The 15,346-nt window shown below is 70.3% G+C and carries 16 protein-coding genes; 7 read left to right on the top strand and 9 right to left on the bottom strand.

What is annotated here, in order from left to right:
- Window positions 1-111 precede the first annotated feature (111 nt).
- Together ACN268_RS00220 and ACN268_RS00225 are read right to left on the bottom strand one after the other, a co-directional pair.
- Entirely contained in the window at window positions 112-1,029 is a 918-nt protein-coding gene (locus ACN268_RS00220) for a ParB/RepB/Spo0J family partition protein (RefSeq protein ID WP_421481168.1), read from the bottom strand.
- Window position 1,030: 1 nt separating this feature from the next.
- A complete protein-coding gene (locus ACN268_RS00225) occupies window positions 1,031-1,774 on the bottom strand; it encodes a ParA family protein (protein ID WP_421481169.1) in 744 nt (247 codons plus the stop codon).
- Window positions 1,775-2,055: 281 nt separating this feature from the next.
- Here ACN268_RS00225 and ACN268_RS00230 point away from each other — a divergent pair, with 281 nt between their 5' ends.
- From ACN268_RS00230 to ACN268_RS00255, 6 genes are all read left to right on the top strand, one after another.
- On the top strand, window positions 2,056-2,385 hold the full coding sequence (locus ACN268_RS00230) for a GntR family transcriptional regulator (RefSeq protein ID WP_398694365.1): 330 nt from the start codon (window positions 2,056-2,058) through the stop codon (window positions 2,383-2,385).
- Window positions 2,386-2,482: 97 nt separating this feature from the next.
- Window positions 2,483-4,435, top strand: a complete 1,953-nt coding sequence (locus ACN268_RS00235) for a ParB/RepB/Spo0J family partition protein (RefSeq protein WP_421481170.1) — start codon at window positions 2,483-2,485, stop codon at window positions 4,433-4,435.
- A 2-nt stretch (window positions 4,436-4,437) separates the two neighbouring features.
- Window positions 4,438-5,577 carry a hypothetical protein gene (locus ACN268_RS00240; RefSeq protein WP_421481171.1) on the top strand — a complete coding sequence of 380 codons (1,140 nt, stop codon included), beginning with the start codon at window positions 4,438-4,440 and terminating at the stop codon, window positions 5,575-5,577.
- Between the two features lie 65 nt (window positions 5,578-5,642).
- Window positions 5,643-6,254, top strand: a complete 612-nt coding sequence (locus tag ACN268_RS00245; protein ID WP_421481172.1) for a hypothetical protein — start codon at window positions 5,643-5,645, stop codon at window positions 6,252-6,254.
- Window positions 6,255-7,054: 800 nt separating this feature from the next.
- Window positions 7,055-7,327: a hypothetical protein gene (locus ACN268_RS00250; RefSeq protein ID WP_421481173.1), complete on the top strand. Its 273-nt coding sequence runs from the start codon at window positions 7,055-7,057 to the stop codon at window positions 7,325-7,327.
- Window positions 7,327-7,923: a helix-turn-helix domain-containing protein gene (locus ACN268_RS00255; protein ID WP_421481174.1), complete on the top strand. Its 597-nt coding sequence runs from the start codon at window positions 7,327-7,329 to the stop codon at window positions 7,921-7,923. Before ACN268_RS00250 ends, ACN268_RS00255 begins: the two co-directional genes overlap by 1 nt.
- 82 nt (window positions 7,924-8,005) lie before the next feature.
- On the opposite strand, the gene ACN268_RS00260 is transcribed toward ACN268_RS00255, so the two are convergent.
- The 4 genes from ACN268_RS00260 to ACN268_RS00275 form a co-directional block, all read right to left on the bottom strand.
- The gene (locus tag ACN268_RS00260; RefSeq protein ID WP_421481175.1) at window positions 8,006-8,827 is read right to left on the bottom strand and encodes an abortive infection family protein; all 822 of its coding nucleotides are present in this window, start codon (window positions 8,825-8,827) and stop codon (window positions 8,006-8,008) included.
- Between the two features lie 135 nt (window positions 8,828-8,962).
- Window positions 8,963-9,619, bottom strand: coding sequence for a recombinase family protein (locus tag ACN268_RS00265; RefSeq protein WP_421481176.1), 657 nt, complete (start codon window positions 9,617-9,619; stop codon window positions 8,963-8,965).
- Between the two features lie 435 nt (window positions 9,620-10,054).
- Window positions 10,055-10,300, bottom strand: coding sequence for a hypothetical protein (locus ACN268_RS00270; protein ID WP_421481177.1), 246 nt, complete (start codon window positions 10,298-10,300; stop codon window positions 10,055-10,057).
- Window positions 10,301-10,365: 65 nt separating this feature from the next.
- Window positions 10,366-10,608: a hypothetical protein gene (locus ACN268_RS00275; RefSeq protein WP_421481178.1), complete on the bottom strand. Its 243-nt coding sequence runs from the start codon at window positions 10,606-10,608 to the stop codon at window positions 10,366-10,368.
- Between the two features lie 132 nt (window positions 10,609-10,740).
- Between ACN268_RS00275 and ACN268_RS00280 the strand changes: the two genes are divergently transcribed.
- Window positions 10,741-11,253 (top strand): helix-turn-helix domain-containing protein, encoded by a 513-nt coding sequence (locus ACN268_RS00280; protein ID WP_421481179.1) that lies wholly within the window; start codon window positions 10,741-10,743, stop codon window positions 11,251-11,253.
- A 292-nt stretch (window positions 11,254-11,545) separates the two neighbouring features.
- Here the strand turns inward: ACN268_RS00280 and ACN268_RS00285 are convergent, their stop codons facing one another.
- The 3 genes from ACN268_RS00285 to ACN268_RS00295 are packed head-to-tail and all read right to left on the bottom strand — an operon-like array spanning window position 11,546 to window position 15,335.
- A complete protein-coding gene (locus ACN268_RS00285; RefSeq protein WP_421481180.1) occupies window positions 11,546-12,079 on the bottom strand; it encodes a DUF4913 domain-containing protein in 534 nt (177 codons plus the stop codon).
- Entirely contained in the window at window positions 12,076-13,854 is a 1,779-nt protein-coding gene (locus tag ACN268_RS00290) for a type IV secretory system conjugative DNA transfer family protein (RefSeq protein WP_421481181.1), read from the bottom strand. The genes ACN268_RS00285 and ACN268_RS00290 overlap by 4 nt, the downstream gene beginning before the upstream one ends.
- A complete protein-coding gene (locus ACN268_RS00295; RefSeq protein WP_421481182.1) occupies window positions 13,851-15,335 on the bottom strand; it encodes an ATP/GTP-binding protein in 1,485 nt (494 codons plus the stop codon). Before ACN268_RS00295 ends, ACN268_RS00290 begins: the two co-directional genes overlap by 4 nt.
- Window positions 15,336-15,346 lie beyond the last annotated feature (11 nt).

Below are 15,346 nucleotides of genomic sequence, written 5' to 3' on the forward strand. Positions count from 1 at the left end.
CTCGACGGGCTTGCGGGTCGTGGTCGTTGGCGACGAGCGCGGCCCCGACAAGCCCTGGCGGGACTTGTCGGGGCCGCGCTGCTCGTCGACCGGGTTGCGATCCGGGGCCTTCTACCCGGCGACGTTGTTCGGTTGGCGTTGCAGGTGATCTATCAGGAGTTGTAGGTCCGCCGGTGTCAGCTCGGTCCGCAGCGAGTCGGCAATCTTGTCAGGGGTACCGCCCAAGCGTCGGATGGCTGATGCGGCAGCGGACCGGCGAGGGGCGCTCCGCTTGCTGTCTTCGTTGGTGTTGGTGCCCGGGATGGTTGCACTGGAGCCGTCTGCTTGGTTAACCGCGGTTAATTCGGGCTCCAGGTGCTGTCGGCGCTGCTGAAGTTCCTGGAACTGCTCCTCGGCTGGCACCTGATGGAGGTCACGGACATCTCGCAGCGGCACCTCGCCAGCTCGTAGCAGCGACTGGACCTCCGGTGCGAGCTTGAGCAGATTCAGCCGCTGCGTTACCCAAGGCGGAGTACGGGACAGTCGGACAGATGCAGCCTTTGCCGTGCCGCACTCCTGCACGAGCAGTTGCACAGCACGAGCCTCCTCGATCGGGTCGAGGTTCTCGCGGTCTAAATTCTCGGCCGCAGTGGCACTGACCCAAGCTTCGCGGCTGTCGGCGAGGTTGTTCTTGACGACGATTTCGAGCGTCGGCTGATCCACCAAGAGCGCTGCGGCGCGACGTCTGCCGCCGGTCACCTGTACCCAGACGGCGCTGCCGATCGTTTTCTCATGCTCCGGGTAGATCCGCAGGAAGGCATCCCGCGACACCACGGCGCACGGCTGGAGTTGCCCGTGCGTCTTCAGCGATTCCGCGATGCTCTCGATCTTCGCGTGGTCGGCACCGAGGTCCCGCGTGTTGAGCGGGTTGGCTGCGACCTGCTGCACGCGGGCCGAACGGGGCGTCGACTCGGTGATCGCCGGCTTTCGCGCCTCAGGAAGGGCCGGCTCGCTCGCAAGGTCCGATAGGTTCACCCGCTTGCCAGCCACGTCAGACCTCCTGGAGGTTCGGCGTACCGGCCTGTGACGGAATGACCGCCCCGCCGCCGTAGCCCATCTCCAGGGCCAGCCGGAAGAAGTCCTCCCGCGCCTCCATCGCCACCCTGTTGCGGGGGTACTGCGTCACCACCATGCCCTCGGCCGATGCCCGCGAGTGCACCTTGTACCGCCGGACCACCGTGTTGCACATCGGCCAGCCCTTGAGCTTGATGAACTGTGCGGTCTGCTGTAGGTCGGGAAGCCCGTCGCGGGGGTCCCAGCTGTTCACCACGACCCGGTACGGGATTCCGCGCGGGGTGAGGACGGACTCGATCGTCCGGGTGGTCGGGTCGTAGCAAAGCGGCTCGGGCACCATCGGCACTAGGACGTCGTCGCACTCATCGAGCGCGGCCTGGAGGATGCGCTCGTCCTCAAGCGAGCCCGGGGTGTCGACGAAGATGTGCTCATAGTGGAGACCGCGCAGCTTGCGAAGATCACGTGGGTCGTCGATCTGGGCAAAGTCGAAGGGCAAGCCGCCCTGCCGTTCCACCCGTCGTGACCACCACACCGAGGATGCCTGCGGGTCGGTGGAGGCCACCATCACCGGGCTTTCGGGATCACCGATGGCCTCCGCCGTCTTCTGCAGGATCGGCTCAGGGTTGACCAGGACGTCGTAGGTGACCGCCCCAAGGTTGACGGCGAGCGTCGTCTTGCCGACGCCACCCTTCTGGTTGGCGATGACATGCACCTGAGTCATGCGGACTCCGTTCCGTGTGCTTCCCGGGCCGATTGTGGCCGCGGTACTTCGGATGCCCGCCATGCTAAGGCCGGTCCTGCCCAGGTCAGAGCCTGCCCCGGCCGATCGCGCAGTTAACCGTGGTTAATCGTGCGATGGGCGGGCGAACGTCGACCCGGCCTCCATCTCAGGGCCTTCCCGGTGTGATCACCTGCTGCTTGCGGGGCTGTCCGCGCGAATGCGCACTGTGATCGCATGTAATCACATTGCCTAAGAGGTCTCAGAGGTCCTAGTGTGTTGTCATGGCAAGTGGTCCGCGCTACCAGGAGATCGCTGGCGACCTTCGTCGGCGGCTCGCCGACGGCGAATGGCCAGTCGGCACAGCACTGCCCGGAATCAGTGAGCTGCAGGAGGAGTACAACGTCCCAGGGTTGAACACCATCCGTCAGGCGCAGCGTGTATTGGTCGATGACGGGCTGCTCAAGCCGGTCCAGGGGCGAGGCACCTTCGTCACGGCCTTGCCCAGTCCGCCAGGAGATCCGGCCACCCTCAAGCAGGCGCTCGGTGACCTGCGTGCCGCACTGGCGCATACCCAGGTCGCACTCGACCGCGTCATGAAGCACCTGACCTGACCCCATCAACAAGCGCGAGGCGGCCCCGAAACCGACCAAAGCCCCGGGCCGCCCCGCCTCACTCCCCTTAAGGAGCACCATCATCATGACGGATTCTGTGGAATCTTCCGCAGTCTCGCCGCAGGCAGCCACCGTACCGATGCGCCCCGAGGAGGTGCGTCTGGGCAGTGTGGTGACGCATCCGGCCAACCCGCGCAAGACGATGGGTGACCTGTCCGACCTGGAGGCGTCAATCCGGGAGGTGGGGGTGATCCAGCCGCCGGTGGTGCTGCCCGCTTACAGGGTCGCCGCCGCATGGCCGGTGCACGCGGAGGCCCTCGCCGGGGCGCAGTGGGTGGTCCTGGTGGGCGCCCGTCGGCGTACGGCGGCTGGCCTGGTCTTCGGCGACGACCCGGAGGCGACGCTGGGTGTGCTGGTGCGTGAGGACGCGATCGCGGACGACCCGCTGGCGCAGCTCGACGTGATGACCGCCGAGAACGTGGCCCGAGCACCGTTGAGCCCGGTGGAGGAGGCGCGGGCGTTCGCCGAGCAGGAGGCCGCCGGCCGCCGACAACGGGACATCGCGGCGAAGGTCGGCTGCTCGCAGTCGCACGTGTCCAAGCGTCTGAAGCTGCTCAGGCTCCCCGATGAGTTGCTGGCCGAATTGGAGACCGGCCGCGCCCTGGTCGGCGACGACCAGGAGCCCGACGACCTGGACGAGAAGCGGCCGGCCCTGCAGATCCGGGACGCCCTCGCCCTCGTCGACGCGGCCGGCGACGACCAGTCGCTGATGCTGGCCGCGCACCGGCTGCGTGATGACCGCCGGCACCACTGGACCGCCGTCCAGCTGGTGGCGCAGGTGCGGCGGGAGCGGGAGCAGCAGGAGGCCATCGACGCCGCGCGCGAGAAGCTGGTCGCCGAGGGCACCCCGGTCATCAGCAGCGCGTCGCAGAAGTTCGGTGCCAGCTACTGGGAGCGCCGGCTGGACGGGGCGAAGGCGATCGCGGCGGCCCGCAAGGCCGGCGCTCTGGTCGCGGAGGTCAGCTCCCACGGGCAGGTGTCCTACTACTCCACGGCGGGCAAGCCGAAGACGGCCGACAACCGCAGCCCGGCGGAGCAGCAGCGGATCACCGACGAGCGGGAGCGCCGCAAGGCGATGACCGCCCGCGCCGAGGCCGCCGCGATCCTGGCCGCCCAGCCGCCGAAGCTTCCCCGCAGCGCGGGGGACATCATCGACGCCTGGCTGTGGGCGCCGGGCAACGAGTGCGCGCAGCTCGCCCACAAGTGGCTGCTGGCCGCCGGGGTCGGTCCGGACCCGGCGTTGCCGAACTACCGGTGGTGGGAAGAGGTCCGCCGCGCCGACTGGTCCACCCGGGTGCACGCCGCGCACGCTCTCGGGATCGCCCGCCGTGAGGTGCAGGCCCGCGCGACCTACCGGTCGTGGACGGACGCCGACGCGGCGTGGCTGGCCCGGCTGGCCGAGGACGCCGGCTACACCCTGAGCGAGTGGGAGCAGGCCCGGGTCGACGCCATCGACCCGCCCGAGCCCGAGCCCGACACCGCCCGGCCCGCCGCAGGCGAGAGCCCGGGGCGGGTGTCGCTGGTCTTCGACGCCGACGATGCGTGCTGCTGGGTGCTGCGCTACGACCAGGCCGATGAGCCGGCCGCGTACGCCGAACACCTCACCGATCCCGACGCCGTCGACGCCGCCCAGGCGTGGGCAGCCGAGCTGCTCGCCGACCGGCACGGGATCGAGGTGACCGGCTGGACCGACGGCCAGGTGGCCGCCGGCCGACCGGCGTACCTCGCCGTACACGACGCCGTGGTGGTGCCGGTCGGGGCGGGGGAGTGGCGGTTGCTGCGCGACCCGGCGGACGACGTGTGGTTGCTCCTGGCCGACGACAAGCCGCACGCCGACCATGACGGCCTGGGTGCGGACGAGGTCGACCAGGCGTGCCGGTGGGCCACCGGTGTGCTGACCGACGCGGGAGTCACCTGCCACGGCTGGACCGCTCGTGCCGACCAGGGCGGCGGTGTGGAGTACGTGGCCGACCTGACCGGGGAGTGCTGACGGTGCCCGCCGTCGACCAGGAGGCGATGCGGGTGGCGAACCGCTACGCCGCGACGGTCGCCAAGGCCGAGACCCTGGCCGATCGGGCACGGGCCTGCCGCGACGCCGCCGACCGGTACCGGCGCGACGCCCGCGACAACCAGGAGTCGGCCGAGCAGCACGCGGTGGCCGCCCGCACGATCCGCGACGCCGCCGTCGCCGCCGAGCACGCCCTGGCGGCACGCGACGCCGAGGCGGAAGCGGCGCGGGAGATCCTCGCCGCCCGCTACTACGAGGAGCAGGCCGAGGAGTACGAGACGCAGGCCCGAGCCGCTGGCGGCACCCCCACGAGTAAGGAGATCGGAATGGGCGACGGCACCACCCCGACGCCGGCCGCGTCGACGAGTCCCGCAGTAGGCGACGTGCTCGGCTACGCCGACGGCGACACCTGCCACGGCACCGACCTGGTCGCCAGCGCGGCCGGCCCGGCCACCAGCCTCGCGTTGATGGACTACGGCGACGGCGACAACCGGTGGGACGGCGGCTGGTACGTCGCGGTCGGCACCTCCCCGCACCGATGGAACCCCGTCACCGACGCCGAGCACGTCGACAGCGGGGGGTACAGGCGGCCGGGGAGCTACGCCGCCCCGCACCTGGACCCCGGTGAGGCTGAGGCCGCCGCTGGGCACCTCGACGCCCTGGCCGACCTCGCCGAGGCCGGGCACCGACCGTCGAAGCTCACCAAGTGGGGTCGAGCGGCGCAGCGGCTGGAGCACCTTCTCGTCGACGACGCCGACCTGGCCCGGCAGAAGGTGACCATCGTCGACGACGAGCTGCCGGTGACCGTGGGGGACCTACTGGCCCTGCTGCGCGACAAGCAGCCCGCTGCCGAGCTGGTGACCCGCCGGCACGTGGCCACCACCGCGATCGGTGAGGCCGGCGGAGACACCGGGACGCTGTGGATGGACCTGGTCGACCACGACGGCGCGACCAAGGTCATGGTTGTCGGCGTGGAAGGCGACGAAGACCCCGCCGCCGACTACTGGCAGCCCTACACCGCCCAGCACACCCCGGAGCAGGCCCGGGAACTGGCCTGCAAGCTGCGCACCTTCGCCCATGGAGCCCGGCAGGCCGCTCGCGGTGGCCTGTACCTGGGCGACTGACCTGCGGCACTACCGAACCGTAAGGCACCTTGCAAATATTCTGCAAGGTGCCTTACGGTTTGAGGATGGACAACATCACGGTTCCCTTCGGGCTGCGACCGCTCGTCGAGCGGCACGGCGGACCGGTCGACGTCGAGGACGCCCGAGCCCGCTGGTCCGAACTCGTCACCGCAGCCGAGGCCGGCGCCATCACCCTCATCACCCGCGATCGGTACCAGTGGGCCGCCCTGGTGCCGATGAGCGAGGTCGCCGAGATCTCGCCCAACCTGCCGACCTGGCCGGTGTCCGACGCCCGAGCCAAGCTCGGTCACCTCGTCGGCGAGGTCCACGGCCTCGACACCCGCGTGCAGGTGCTCACCCGCCACCGCCGGCCGGTCGCAGCGCTCATCGACCCGGGCGTCCTGGTCGACCGGCCCGAGCCGGCCGACCGGCTGCCAGCCGACGCGCTGCTGCGCGACGGTCACCGCATCGAGCTTGTCTTCGAGCCCGGCCAGCCCGGCCGCGTCGGCCCCGACGGCGAGGTTGTGGAGGAGCCAGAGGAGTGGTTCTACGCCGCCAACGCCTACGACAACCACGACACCGTCATCGCGGTCGGCGTCGGGGACACCCTCGGTGAGGCCCTTCTGCGACTGGCCCCGCCGCCAGCCGTCGAGCTGGCCGACAGCCCGCCGTTCTGACCCGCCGATTCCCCGGAATCGACACCCGTTCCAGATCCGCCGTCGATGCCTCCATAACTGATCTTATCGAGGCATGTTGGACCGGACGGCGCTGGCCAGTCGCTGCGGCGGCGCGTGGGAGGCGCGCACGGTCCAGGGCTGGTTCTGCAGGACGCTGAGCACCTGGCACCATAAGCCCGCCGCGAGTCAGGGCATAGCTGAGGGGCTGGCTTTCGGTTCTGAGTTCTTTCCGAATCTTGCCGAAACCCGCACCATTCACCTGGTGGCCGGGGTCTGCCCTCACCGGCGGGGATGCTGCTTTCCGCAGCGGCGAGCTTGCATGAAAGTGCAGCGCCGTCTCGACGGCAAGTCAGGCTGACTGCTCTACTGGGAGTCCTACACGGGCGCGCCGACGGGCGTGAAGCCGCGGGACGCCGGTGTGAGAGCCGCCAGAATTGGCGGCTCGCCCCGAGGCCGTCTGGATAGCGCTGGACCGGACCGGAGACAGTAACAACTGGTAGAGGCGTTGTGGCGACGTCGCGCCAGGCACGTGCAGGGGCCCGCCGATGGCGGGCCCCTTCGTCGTGTCCGAGCCTCGGCCGACACCGCCATCGGCGGACCGGCCGGTACGTCATCAACCCTGCGCCGAACTTTCACACGCCATCCTGTCGGCCGTCCCGTCGGTGTGGCGTGACGTGGTGCTGATCCGCAACCATGGTCGGCGCGGAAGACAGCTCACGCCACCCGGTTTCCTCGTTGGGCCGGAGAGTCCTTCCGCACTGTCCACACAGTCCAGCGCTGTCCAGTATCGGGAGGGGCACATGGCAATGAACGCCGTCGTGGGGTGCACTGCATCCGAGGGGTGGGCCGACCAGCGCGCCAAGCGCCGCACGGTCGTGCTCGTGATCGTCATGGTCTTTTTCACCTGGCTGACCGGCGTCGAGCACCTGAACGTGCTCGAGGCCGCCGGCCTTGTTGCGGTGATCGGGATCGCCGCCGGCATGGTGATCGATCGGGTGGTCGACGGAAACCGCTCTAGCGGCGAGGACCTCGCCACGCTGTTGCGGCTGGTTGACGGCCCGGGACGAGCCTGATGAAGGCGGCCATGCCCGGCCCGCGGCGCAGTGCCCGCCAGGCCTCCAGTCGGCGCGGATGGGAGTACGGCGCTGACGACGTCGTGGGCCGTGACTCCACCGTCTATGTCTTCAATGGCGGCGTGGAGAAGGTTCAGCTCATGGCGGCTGCGGCCGCCGAGGACGTACTGGACCCGGAAACCGCCCGCCAGCAGTTGAGCGAGGTGCTCACTGCAGCTCGCATCACCGCCGGCAAACCGAAGCTGGCCAGGCTGGCGCGCGACGTCGGCTACTCCGAGTCGATGCTGTCTCGGGTGTTCAACGGCCACCTGGCACCCAGTCGTGAGCTGCTCGACCGGCTCGCCGAGCACATGGACGTGGAAACTCGCACTTTCACGTCCGTCTGGGTGCCGTTATGGGAGGCTGCCGGCCGCAAGACCGAGCAGAAGTCCGACAACGCTGGCCCGCAGACTGGCCCGCCCGGCGCCCCGAGCGGCTTCGAGTGCCCGGCGTGTGGCTCCTGGGTGACCAACCCGAAGCGTCACATCGAGTGGCACATGGCGCCCGACGCCGGTTGGCAGGGCGGCTCGGTCACGCCGCTGCGTCCGGTGCAATAGCTGGTCGGAACAGCCGCCGCGTGGCTGCCGGCCCCTGGTGGTGTTGAACGACACGTGATCTTCAGTGCCTTTCCGGTGGAGATCATGTCAGTTCCTTGCGCCAGGGGGCTTTGGGGTCCGCGAGCGTGTCGAGCATGAGTTGGCACCAGGTGAAGGCGGCGTTCACGGCGAGGTGAGCGTGGCGGGGGCCGAGGCCGACCGGAGCGGTGGCGGGGCCGTGGCCGGTGCCGTAGCCGCGGTTGCGGAGTTCGGCGAGTCCGATGGCGATGCCTGAGACGGAGCCGAGGATTTTCTTGATCGCGTCGCTGCCGTCTGGGCCGGGGGCCTTGGACGACGGGTGGAGGCCGAGGGCTTGCTGGGCGTTTCGGACGAGCGCGGGCAGGTCGTCCTTGTCGTCGACGGGCTGGCCGCGTTCCTTGAGCACGACTTTCGCGGTGCTCTCGATGAGTTCCTTGGCGCTGCCTACGGCGAGGGCGGGGTCGTCCAGGACCGCGTGCTGGATGCGGGTGAGTTGCTGGCGGATCGCTGACGCGTCGGTGATGTTCTGCAGGGAGGAGGGGGCGAAGCGTGGCCCGCCGGAGGCGATGTGGCCGGTTTCCTCGTCGATGGTGTAGCCGTCGCGGCGCAGGGAGTTGAGCAGCTTGCTGGTGTACTGCGGCTCGAAGCCCTGGATGAGGCGCTCGAAGACCCGGAGCGCCCGGTTGACCTGGTTGATGTCGGTCCAGTCGATGGCTTCGAGGTACTCCTGCGTCGTGGCGCGTCGGACGCTGCTGTCCTGGTAGGTGCTGTCGGGGTTCGGCGCGAACAGCTCGTCCTGGAAGGCAGCTCCGATCGCGCCGACGGTGCTGCCAGTCATGAGGTCGCGGAAGAGCCCGCGGGTGGTCCGGCTGACGAGCTCGCTCACGCGGCGCCGCCTCTCGTGTCTGCGAGCACGCTGGCGTGGACGACGTGCTTGGTCGGGCAAGCGTGATCTCGGCGGATACGGCCGGTGGCGACGGCGGTCATCGTGCAGCGCGGGGTGAGGGGGTGAGCGGGCGGATCATGTGGTCAGTTCCGCTCGGGCCCGGCCGGCTTCGCGTAGTTGCTGCAGGTCGGGGATGTGGTTGTAGAGGGTGCCGGGGCTGACGCCGAGGAGCCGGGCGATGGAGGCGACGGAGGCGTCGGGGTTGGGCAGCAGGTCGCGAGCGGAGCGCAGCAGTTCGGCGTTGATGACGGTGGGCCGGCCGCCGACGCGGCCGCGGGCGCGGGCGGCGGCGAGGCCTTCGCGGGTGCCGGAGACGATTAGTTCGCGGATGAACTCGGCGAGGGCGGCGAAGACATGGAAGACGAGCCGGCCGCCGGGGGTGGTGGTGTCGAGGTTCTCGTGGAGCGAGGTGAAGCCGACGCCGCGGCCGCGTAGGTCGGTGACGGTGGTGATCAGGTCGTGCAAGGACCGGCCGAGGCGGTCGAGGGCGGGGACGACGAGGGTGTCGCCCGGGGCCGTGAACTTGAGGCAGGCGGTGAGCTCGGGCCGGTCGGCGTCCTTGCCGGACTGCTTCTCGGCGAAGATGCGCCGGCACCCGGCGGCGCGCAGCGCGTCGAGTTGCCGCTCGAGTTTTTGTCCGCCGGTCGACACCCGGGCGTAGCCGATCCGGATCTCGGTGAGGTGCGCCGGTGCGGGGGCGAGTAATTCGGTGGGTTCCAGGGGGTCTGGCACACGCCCATGGTGTCAGAAAACGGTTCCGGATGGGTTGTTGAACTCACCGGTTTTTGACGGAGTTTTTGACGGCCCGGAGCGGGATTGCCAAGGGTCCAAACAGCATCGTCAGAAAACGATGGTATTTTGACGGCGCGCAGAGCGCAGGTCTAGACCCAACGCCGTTCAGTTAGCGGCAGCCGACGGCCGCGGCGAGGCGGGTATGGACGGCGCCCCGGCCGCCGGCGCCGACGGGCCGAAACGCACGCTGCCGCGGACCCCACGGACCTGGGTCACCCCGCCGCCCACGACGCTATCGATCACCGACTGCCCACCTGCCGCCCGCCAGACACCGAACACCCCATACGCGGACAGACCCAGACCAGCCACCGCGACGAACAACCCGAACACGCTGGCGAACTTGTCCGCCCTGTCGAGGGTCTGGACACCGGGGGACTACTGCCAGCGGTGCTGGTTCTGCTCCTGGATCGCCTCGTTCGTCTTGATGGTGGCGTACGCCGCTCGAATTTGGGCCCGTTCGAGCTGCTGCTTGGCCAAGTAGTTTCGTGGATCGCGATCCGCGTCCGCCTGCGCCTTGGCGAGGCGGGCGAACGCGATGCCCTGCTTGACGTCCGGCCTGTTCAGGAAGTGCAGGACGGTCTTGGCGATACCGAAGATTGCGGCCAGGGGGTTGTTGTTCATCGGTGGACACCATTCTCTTTGGGGCTTCGGATTCGGCCGCCGGGGCTACGGTCCCCGGTGTCGGCTCAGAAGAGATTGCTCAGAAAGTCGATCAGGGTGTCGATGAACGATCCGTCGTCACCGCCGGTTTCGGTGGAGTCGGCGAACGCCCGGGGTCCGTCACCCCAGATGCCGCCGGGGTCCTGGTCGGCCGGGGTGGCGGTACCCCACTGCCCTCCGTCACCCCAGATGCCGCCAGGGTCCTGCTCCGCCGCGCTGGATGTGCCCTGCTGCGGCCCCTCGCGTGGGTCGAGCTCTCCTACCGCCATGACGCGCTCTTTCCTATGTAGACAGAAGTGATGCGGACCAAGTGAACGGCACCCGTTCGCGGATTGATTCCTCTAAGCTACCAGGCAACTACACCCTGAACCAGCCCAGCAAACATACAAGTTAGGTACTAAATGAGTACACAGTCGACCGGAGCGGCGACCGGCGCCGTCATCAGGGAGCTTCGCAGGGTCAACGGGTTGACCCGAGCCGAACTGGCCGAGAAGGTGGAGATCAGCGAGGTCTTCCTAGCAAAGATTGAACAGGGGTCCCGTGGGCCGTCCCCCCGGGTCTTCGCCCGGCTGGCAGAGGCCCTGGCTCTCAGCGCCGCCGAGCTGGCCGCACGAATCTCCTTGATCGACGCGGGCAACGCTACGTCCGAGCGGGAGGCACGCCATCGGGCGCTCAAGGCGGTGGCAGTCGGAGGCTGGGCGGCGGCCGCGCTGCTGGGGCCTACCGGGTTCATGACCAGAGCGGCAACCGCCATGATCATGGCGCATCGACTCAATGAGACGCGATGGCGGCAGGGGAACGGGCAGTCGGTCACCCCGGCACAGGCCCGCCGCCGCCTCCACGACATGGTCGACGGCCTGACCGACCAGCAGGTCATGGAGGTCATGGAGGGGCTCCCAGAGGACGGGGCGTAAGAATACATGGCCCACCTGTCGGTCGGCCGACTTCCAGAGGTACCGTCAGCAGCCGCACGGAGTGCTCGGCGTCGTCATCGAGGTCGGCCAGGCCAGGCTTCGTCCAAATGTCGCGGATGCGGGCATTGGCGGCCGGAGCAGTCACCCGGCAAGCCGCCACGTCAGCTCGGCGAGCTAATCGGCAAGGTCGTAGAACCTCGCGGCGAACCCGGCCGCGTTCGAACCCGACCTCGCCCGATCGTTGAACATCCTCGGCGTCTGGCTGTCGGGGGTGGGGCGGTGGGAGGCGCGACTACGGAGTCGATCGGCCTCTACGAGCCCTTGGCGAGGCGGTGGCCACAGGTGTTCGCCGACTACCTGAGTCGGGTAGCTGCGCCAGCACCTCGGCTGGCGCGGGCTCGACGGGCAGGGCCTCGGGGTCGCGGTGTCGGGTGCCGCAGCGGGCGAATGGTCCGAGGTCGCCGGTCAGGGCGGCCAGGTGGGGGTCGAGGTGGTCACGCCACCAGATGCTCATGCCGGTGTGCGGGTCGTTGACCCGCATCGTCTCCCAGGCTCGCCACAGCGCGTAGAGGCGGGACAACGCCTCGGGGTGCGCCCACCAGCGGGGGCACCAGTTGATGCCGGGGGTGGGTCCGGAGGCGACCCGCCGCTCGACGACCTGCGCGAGGTACCCGGCGACGAACTGGTCGATGTCGCGGAAGACCGGCTGCGGTGCGTCATGGCCGTTGGGGGTGTCTGGCGCGTCGGGTGTGCCGGTGAGCTGGTCGAGCAGGGTGCTCAGGTCGGCGACCGGGTCGGTGGCCGGTCCGGACGTCGGGGCGGTCATGCGGTGGGCTCCGGCGGGGTGTCGGGGGACAGGGTCCAGTCGGTGCGGCTGTCGGGATCCCAGCGGGCGATCGAGGCGCGGATCGCGGCGGCGTGCGGCCCGTCCTGCCAGGGGGCGGTGCGGGCGAGGGCCGGTGGGGCGCCGGAGGCGTAGACGACCATCCGGCCGCGTGGCAGGGCGTGCAGGTCGGCGACGTCGAGGATCCGCTGCCGGCGGGTGGCGTGGGACACCGATCGTTGGCCCCACCCGGACCCGCTGGTGCTGGTCGACCTGGTCGTCACGTCGTGCTCCCCGATCAGCTTCGACAGTTCTTCGAGCCAGTCCGGGTCGGCGACGCCGCCGCCGTAGGTGCGGACGTTCGCCGCCGACCAGAGCTTGCGCATGCCCTCGCGGCCCCACACGTCGACGCCTTGGGGGTAGGACTGGAGGATCGTGATGATCGGCAGGCCGTGGGAGCCGTAGTAGGAGTAGAGGCTGGGGAGCTGCCTCAGCCGGCAGATGTTCGCGGCTTCGTCGAGGATGCTCAGCAGCGGTGGGTCGAGGCGGCGGCCGGTCGAGGCGCGGGCGCGTAGCTCTCCGGAGCGTAGGACGGTGTCGGTGAGGGCGGCGACCAGGGGTGCGGGGGATCCGGGGCCGCCCTGGGAGAGCAGGTACAGCACGTCGGTGGACGTCACGAACGCGGCCGGGTTGAACTCGGGTACCCCGCCCCGGGTGGGTGGGGTGACCCAGCCGGTGACGGCCGGTTCGGTGAGGCACATGAGCATCTTCTGGGCGCCGGCGTAGATGCCGCCGCGGGTCTTGTCGGGCATGTTGACCACGCCGGCCACCGCGTCGCCGGGCAGCGCGAAGCCGTGCTCACGCAGCAGCATCGCCGGTTCGTCGTCGCGGGGGCTGACCGCCCACCGGTACGCGGCGAGGATGTCCCGGCCGGAGCACGCGGCGGCCAGCAGCAGGTTCGCCACCAGTTCCTCGGAGCTGGGGTCGAAGAAGGCGTCGCGGCTGACGCCGGGTTCGCGTTCGGCGGAGGCGAAGTGCTCGGCGAGGCGACGGGCGTCGGTGATGGTGGCCACGGCGCGCAGCGGGTTCCACCACATGCCCTGGTCGGTGCCGAGGATGTGCTGCGGGTCGAACGCCCACACGGTGCCCCGGGCGGCGCGGACCTCGCGGGTGGCGTCGACGATGTCGCCCTTGACGCTGGTGACCAGGGTGGGTCCGGGGGCGGCGACGATGGCGGGGATCGCCCGGCAGGTGGTCTTGCCGGTGCGGGGGCCCCAGATGTCGACGGCCATGTCCTCCCAGGACTGCCGTAGCGGCATTCCGCCGGCCACGGTGTGGGCGATGAGCACGCCGAGCTGGTCGGGGTCGGGCCGGTCGACGTCGGCGAGGCTCGGCCGTAGCCGCCGGCCGCTGTCGGCGACGCCCTGTGGGCTGAGGTGGGCGAGGTCCTTGCGGGTGGCCATCCGGCGGGCGGCGGAGTCGACCCGGGTACGACGCCTGCGGGACCACCGCCAGGCCGTGACCGCCGCGGTGGTCAGCAGCGCCAGGACGGCGACCTCGGCGACCACGACGAGCGTGCAGGCGGTGGTCCAGGTGATCTCGCCGCGCAGCACCGCCGTGGTCACCCGGATCGGGCCGCCTGCGGTGTAGCCGGGTGGCCGGGTGAGCAGCACCGGCAGCCATACCCCGACGGCCAGGACCAGGGCCAGGGCGGCGATGCCGCCCGCGATGAGGCCGGCGTCGTCGTGGCCGCCGCGCGGCCCGGCCGGGCGGCTCATGCCATCGTCCAGCGGAAGTCGGTGTTGCCGAGGTGCTTCTCCGTCTCGGTGGGTTCCAGGTGTACCGGGATGCCAGGTCTGCTCCCGACCTTGATGAGGAAGTTGCCCCGGCCGACGGTCTCGCTGCCCTCGGTGGCCGTCCAGGACGGCGGCGCCGACCAGGACAGCACCTCCCGCCGTTCGGCCTGCGACAGCGGCCGGACCCGGGAGACGGCGTCCAGCTCCTGCTCCGAGCAGGGGCCGATCATCAGCACCGCCGACCGCTCGGCGAAGCCCCGGGCCTTGGCCCGGTCGTGGGCGGTGGGGAGGGCTTCCAGGTCAGCGAGGCTGTGGGTGATGAACGCGGTGCCGGTGCCCTTCTGCCGGTTGAGTCGGGTGAGGCCGTCGGCGCGGTCGACCAGGCCGTGGCCGACGCGCAGCGCCCGCCACAGCTCGTCCAGGACGGTGAAGAACGTGCGGGCGGGGGCGAGACCGAGGTCGGCCATCAGGTGCGCCGCTTCGACCTGGGCGAAGCCGTAGGACCAGGTCGACAGGAGGGTCGCGGCGGTACGTAGCTCGTCGGTGTCGTCGATGCTGGAGATGTCGACGCACACGGCGGGGGTGTCGAGGCGGATCGCGGTGGTGGTCTGCCCCTCGAAGGTGTCGCCGAGGGGCCCGTGCAGCAGCGCCAGCAGGGTGCGGCGCAGCCCGTTGGTCTCGTCGCGGAAGCGGCTCAGGTCCTGGTCTTCCTGCCAGAGGGTGACCGCGCGGACCTCCGGCGGGGCGTCACGGATGACACGCAGGACGTCGGAGAGCACCGGCGGGAGGTCGGTTTCACGGTCGGCGAGGTAGCGCAGCGCGGCGGACAGCACGGTGGTCTCATCCGAGCTGACGGGCCCGCGTCGGACCAGGGTGGCCAAGGCGACCAGCATGTTCAGCCGCCGGTCGGTGACGGCGGAGCGCACCACCGCGGCGGTGCGCTCGTCGACGCGGTCGAGGACCTGCCGCCACGGGCCGGCGTCGAGGGGGTTGATCCGGTCCAGGCCGGGCCCGACGCGCAGCACCTGCCCGCCCAGGGCACGGACCAGCTCGGCGTAGTCGGGCTTGAGGTCACCGAGGATCAGCGGCGTGACGCCCTGGGCGGTGAGGCCGAGGACCATCCGCCGCACGGCCGTGGACTTGCCCATGCCGGGCTCGCCCTCGATCCACACCGACGGGTTGTTGATCAGGCGGGCGCGGGTGTACCAGGAGATCGGGTCGAAGCACACCGCCGAGCCGGTGTAGAGGTGCCGGCCGATCGGTACGCCGATCATCGGCGTCGACGCGCCGGTGCCGAACGGGAACAGGCCGCACACCTGCACGGTGGTGCCCCGGTACTCCGTCGGTGGCTCGATGTAGGACCAGGCGCCGCCGCCGGGCCCGCTGTGGCCGAGCCGGCCGGGTCGGCGGCCGGCTGGTCGACGCGGCGGGGGTGGGGTGGCGTCGCGGGTGCTGATGGTCATGCCGGCACGTC

It is taken from the genome of Micromonospora sp. WMMD735 (genome assembly GCF_049178995.1).
Lineage (GTDB): Bacteria > Actinomycetota > Actinomycetes > Mycobacteriales > Micromonosporaceae > Micromonospora > Micromonospora wenchangensis.

Bases quoted from the DNA above. Each gene is read 5' to 3' on its own strand.
- ACN268_RS00280 (WP_421481179.1), top strand. From the start codon at position 10,741: ATGAGTACACAGTCGACCGGAGCGGCGACCGGCGCCGTCATCAGGGAG.
- ACN268_RS00285 (WP_421481180.1), bottom strand. From the start codon at position 12,079: ATGACCGCCCCGACGTCCGGACCGGCCACCGACCCGGTCGCCGACCTG.
- ACN268_RS00270 (WP_421481177.1), bottom strand. From the start codon at position 10,300: ATGAACAACAACCCCCTGGCCGCAATCTTCGGTATCGCCAAGACCGTC.
- ACN268_RS00225 (WP_421481169.1), bottom strand. From the start codon at position 1,774: ATGACTCAGGTGCATGTCATCGCCAACCAGAAGGGTGGCGTCGGCAAG.
- ACN268_RS00290 (WP_421481181.1), bottom strand. From the start codon at position 13,854: ATGAGCCGCCCGGCCGGGCCGCGCGGCGGCCACGACGACGCCGGCCTC.
- ACN268_RS00255 (WP_421481174.1), top strand. From the start codon at position 7,327: ATGAAGGCGGCCATGCCCGGCCCGCGGCGCAGTGCCCGCCAGGCCTCC.
- ACN268_RS00230 (WP_398694365.1), top strand. From the start codon at position 2,056: ATGGCAAGTGGTCCGCGCTACCAGGAGATCGCTGGCGACCTTCGTCGG.
- ACN268_RS00250 (WP_421481173.1), top strand. From the start codon at position 7,055: ATGGCAATGAACGCCGTCGTGGGGTGCACTGCATCCGAGGGGTGGGCC.
- ACN268_RS00275 (WP_421481178.1), bottom strand. From the start codon at position 10,608: ATGGCGGTAGGAGAGCTCGACCCACGCGAGGGGCCGCAGCAGGGCACA.
- ACN268_RS00295 (WP_421481182.1), bottom strand. From the start codon at position 15,335: ATGACCATCAGCACCCGCGACGCCACCCCACCCCCGCCGCGTCGACCA.
- ACN268_RS00245 (WP_421481172.1), top strand. From the start codon at position 5,643: ATGGACAACATCACGGTTCCCTTCGGGCTGCGACCGCTCGTCGAGCGG.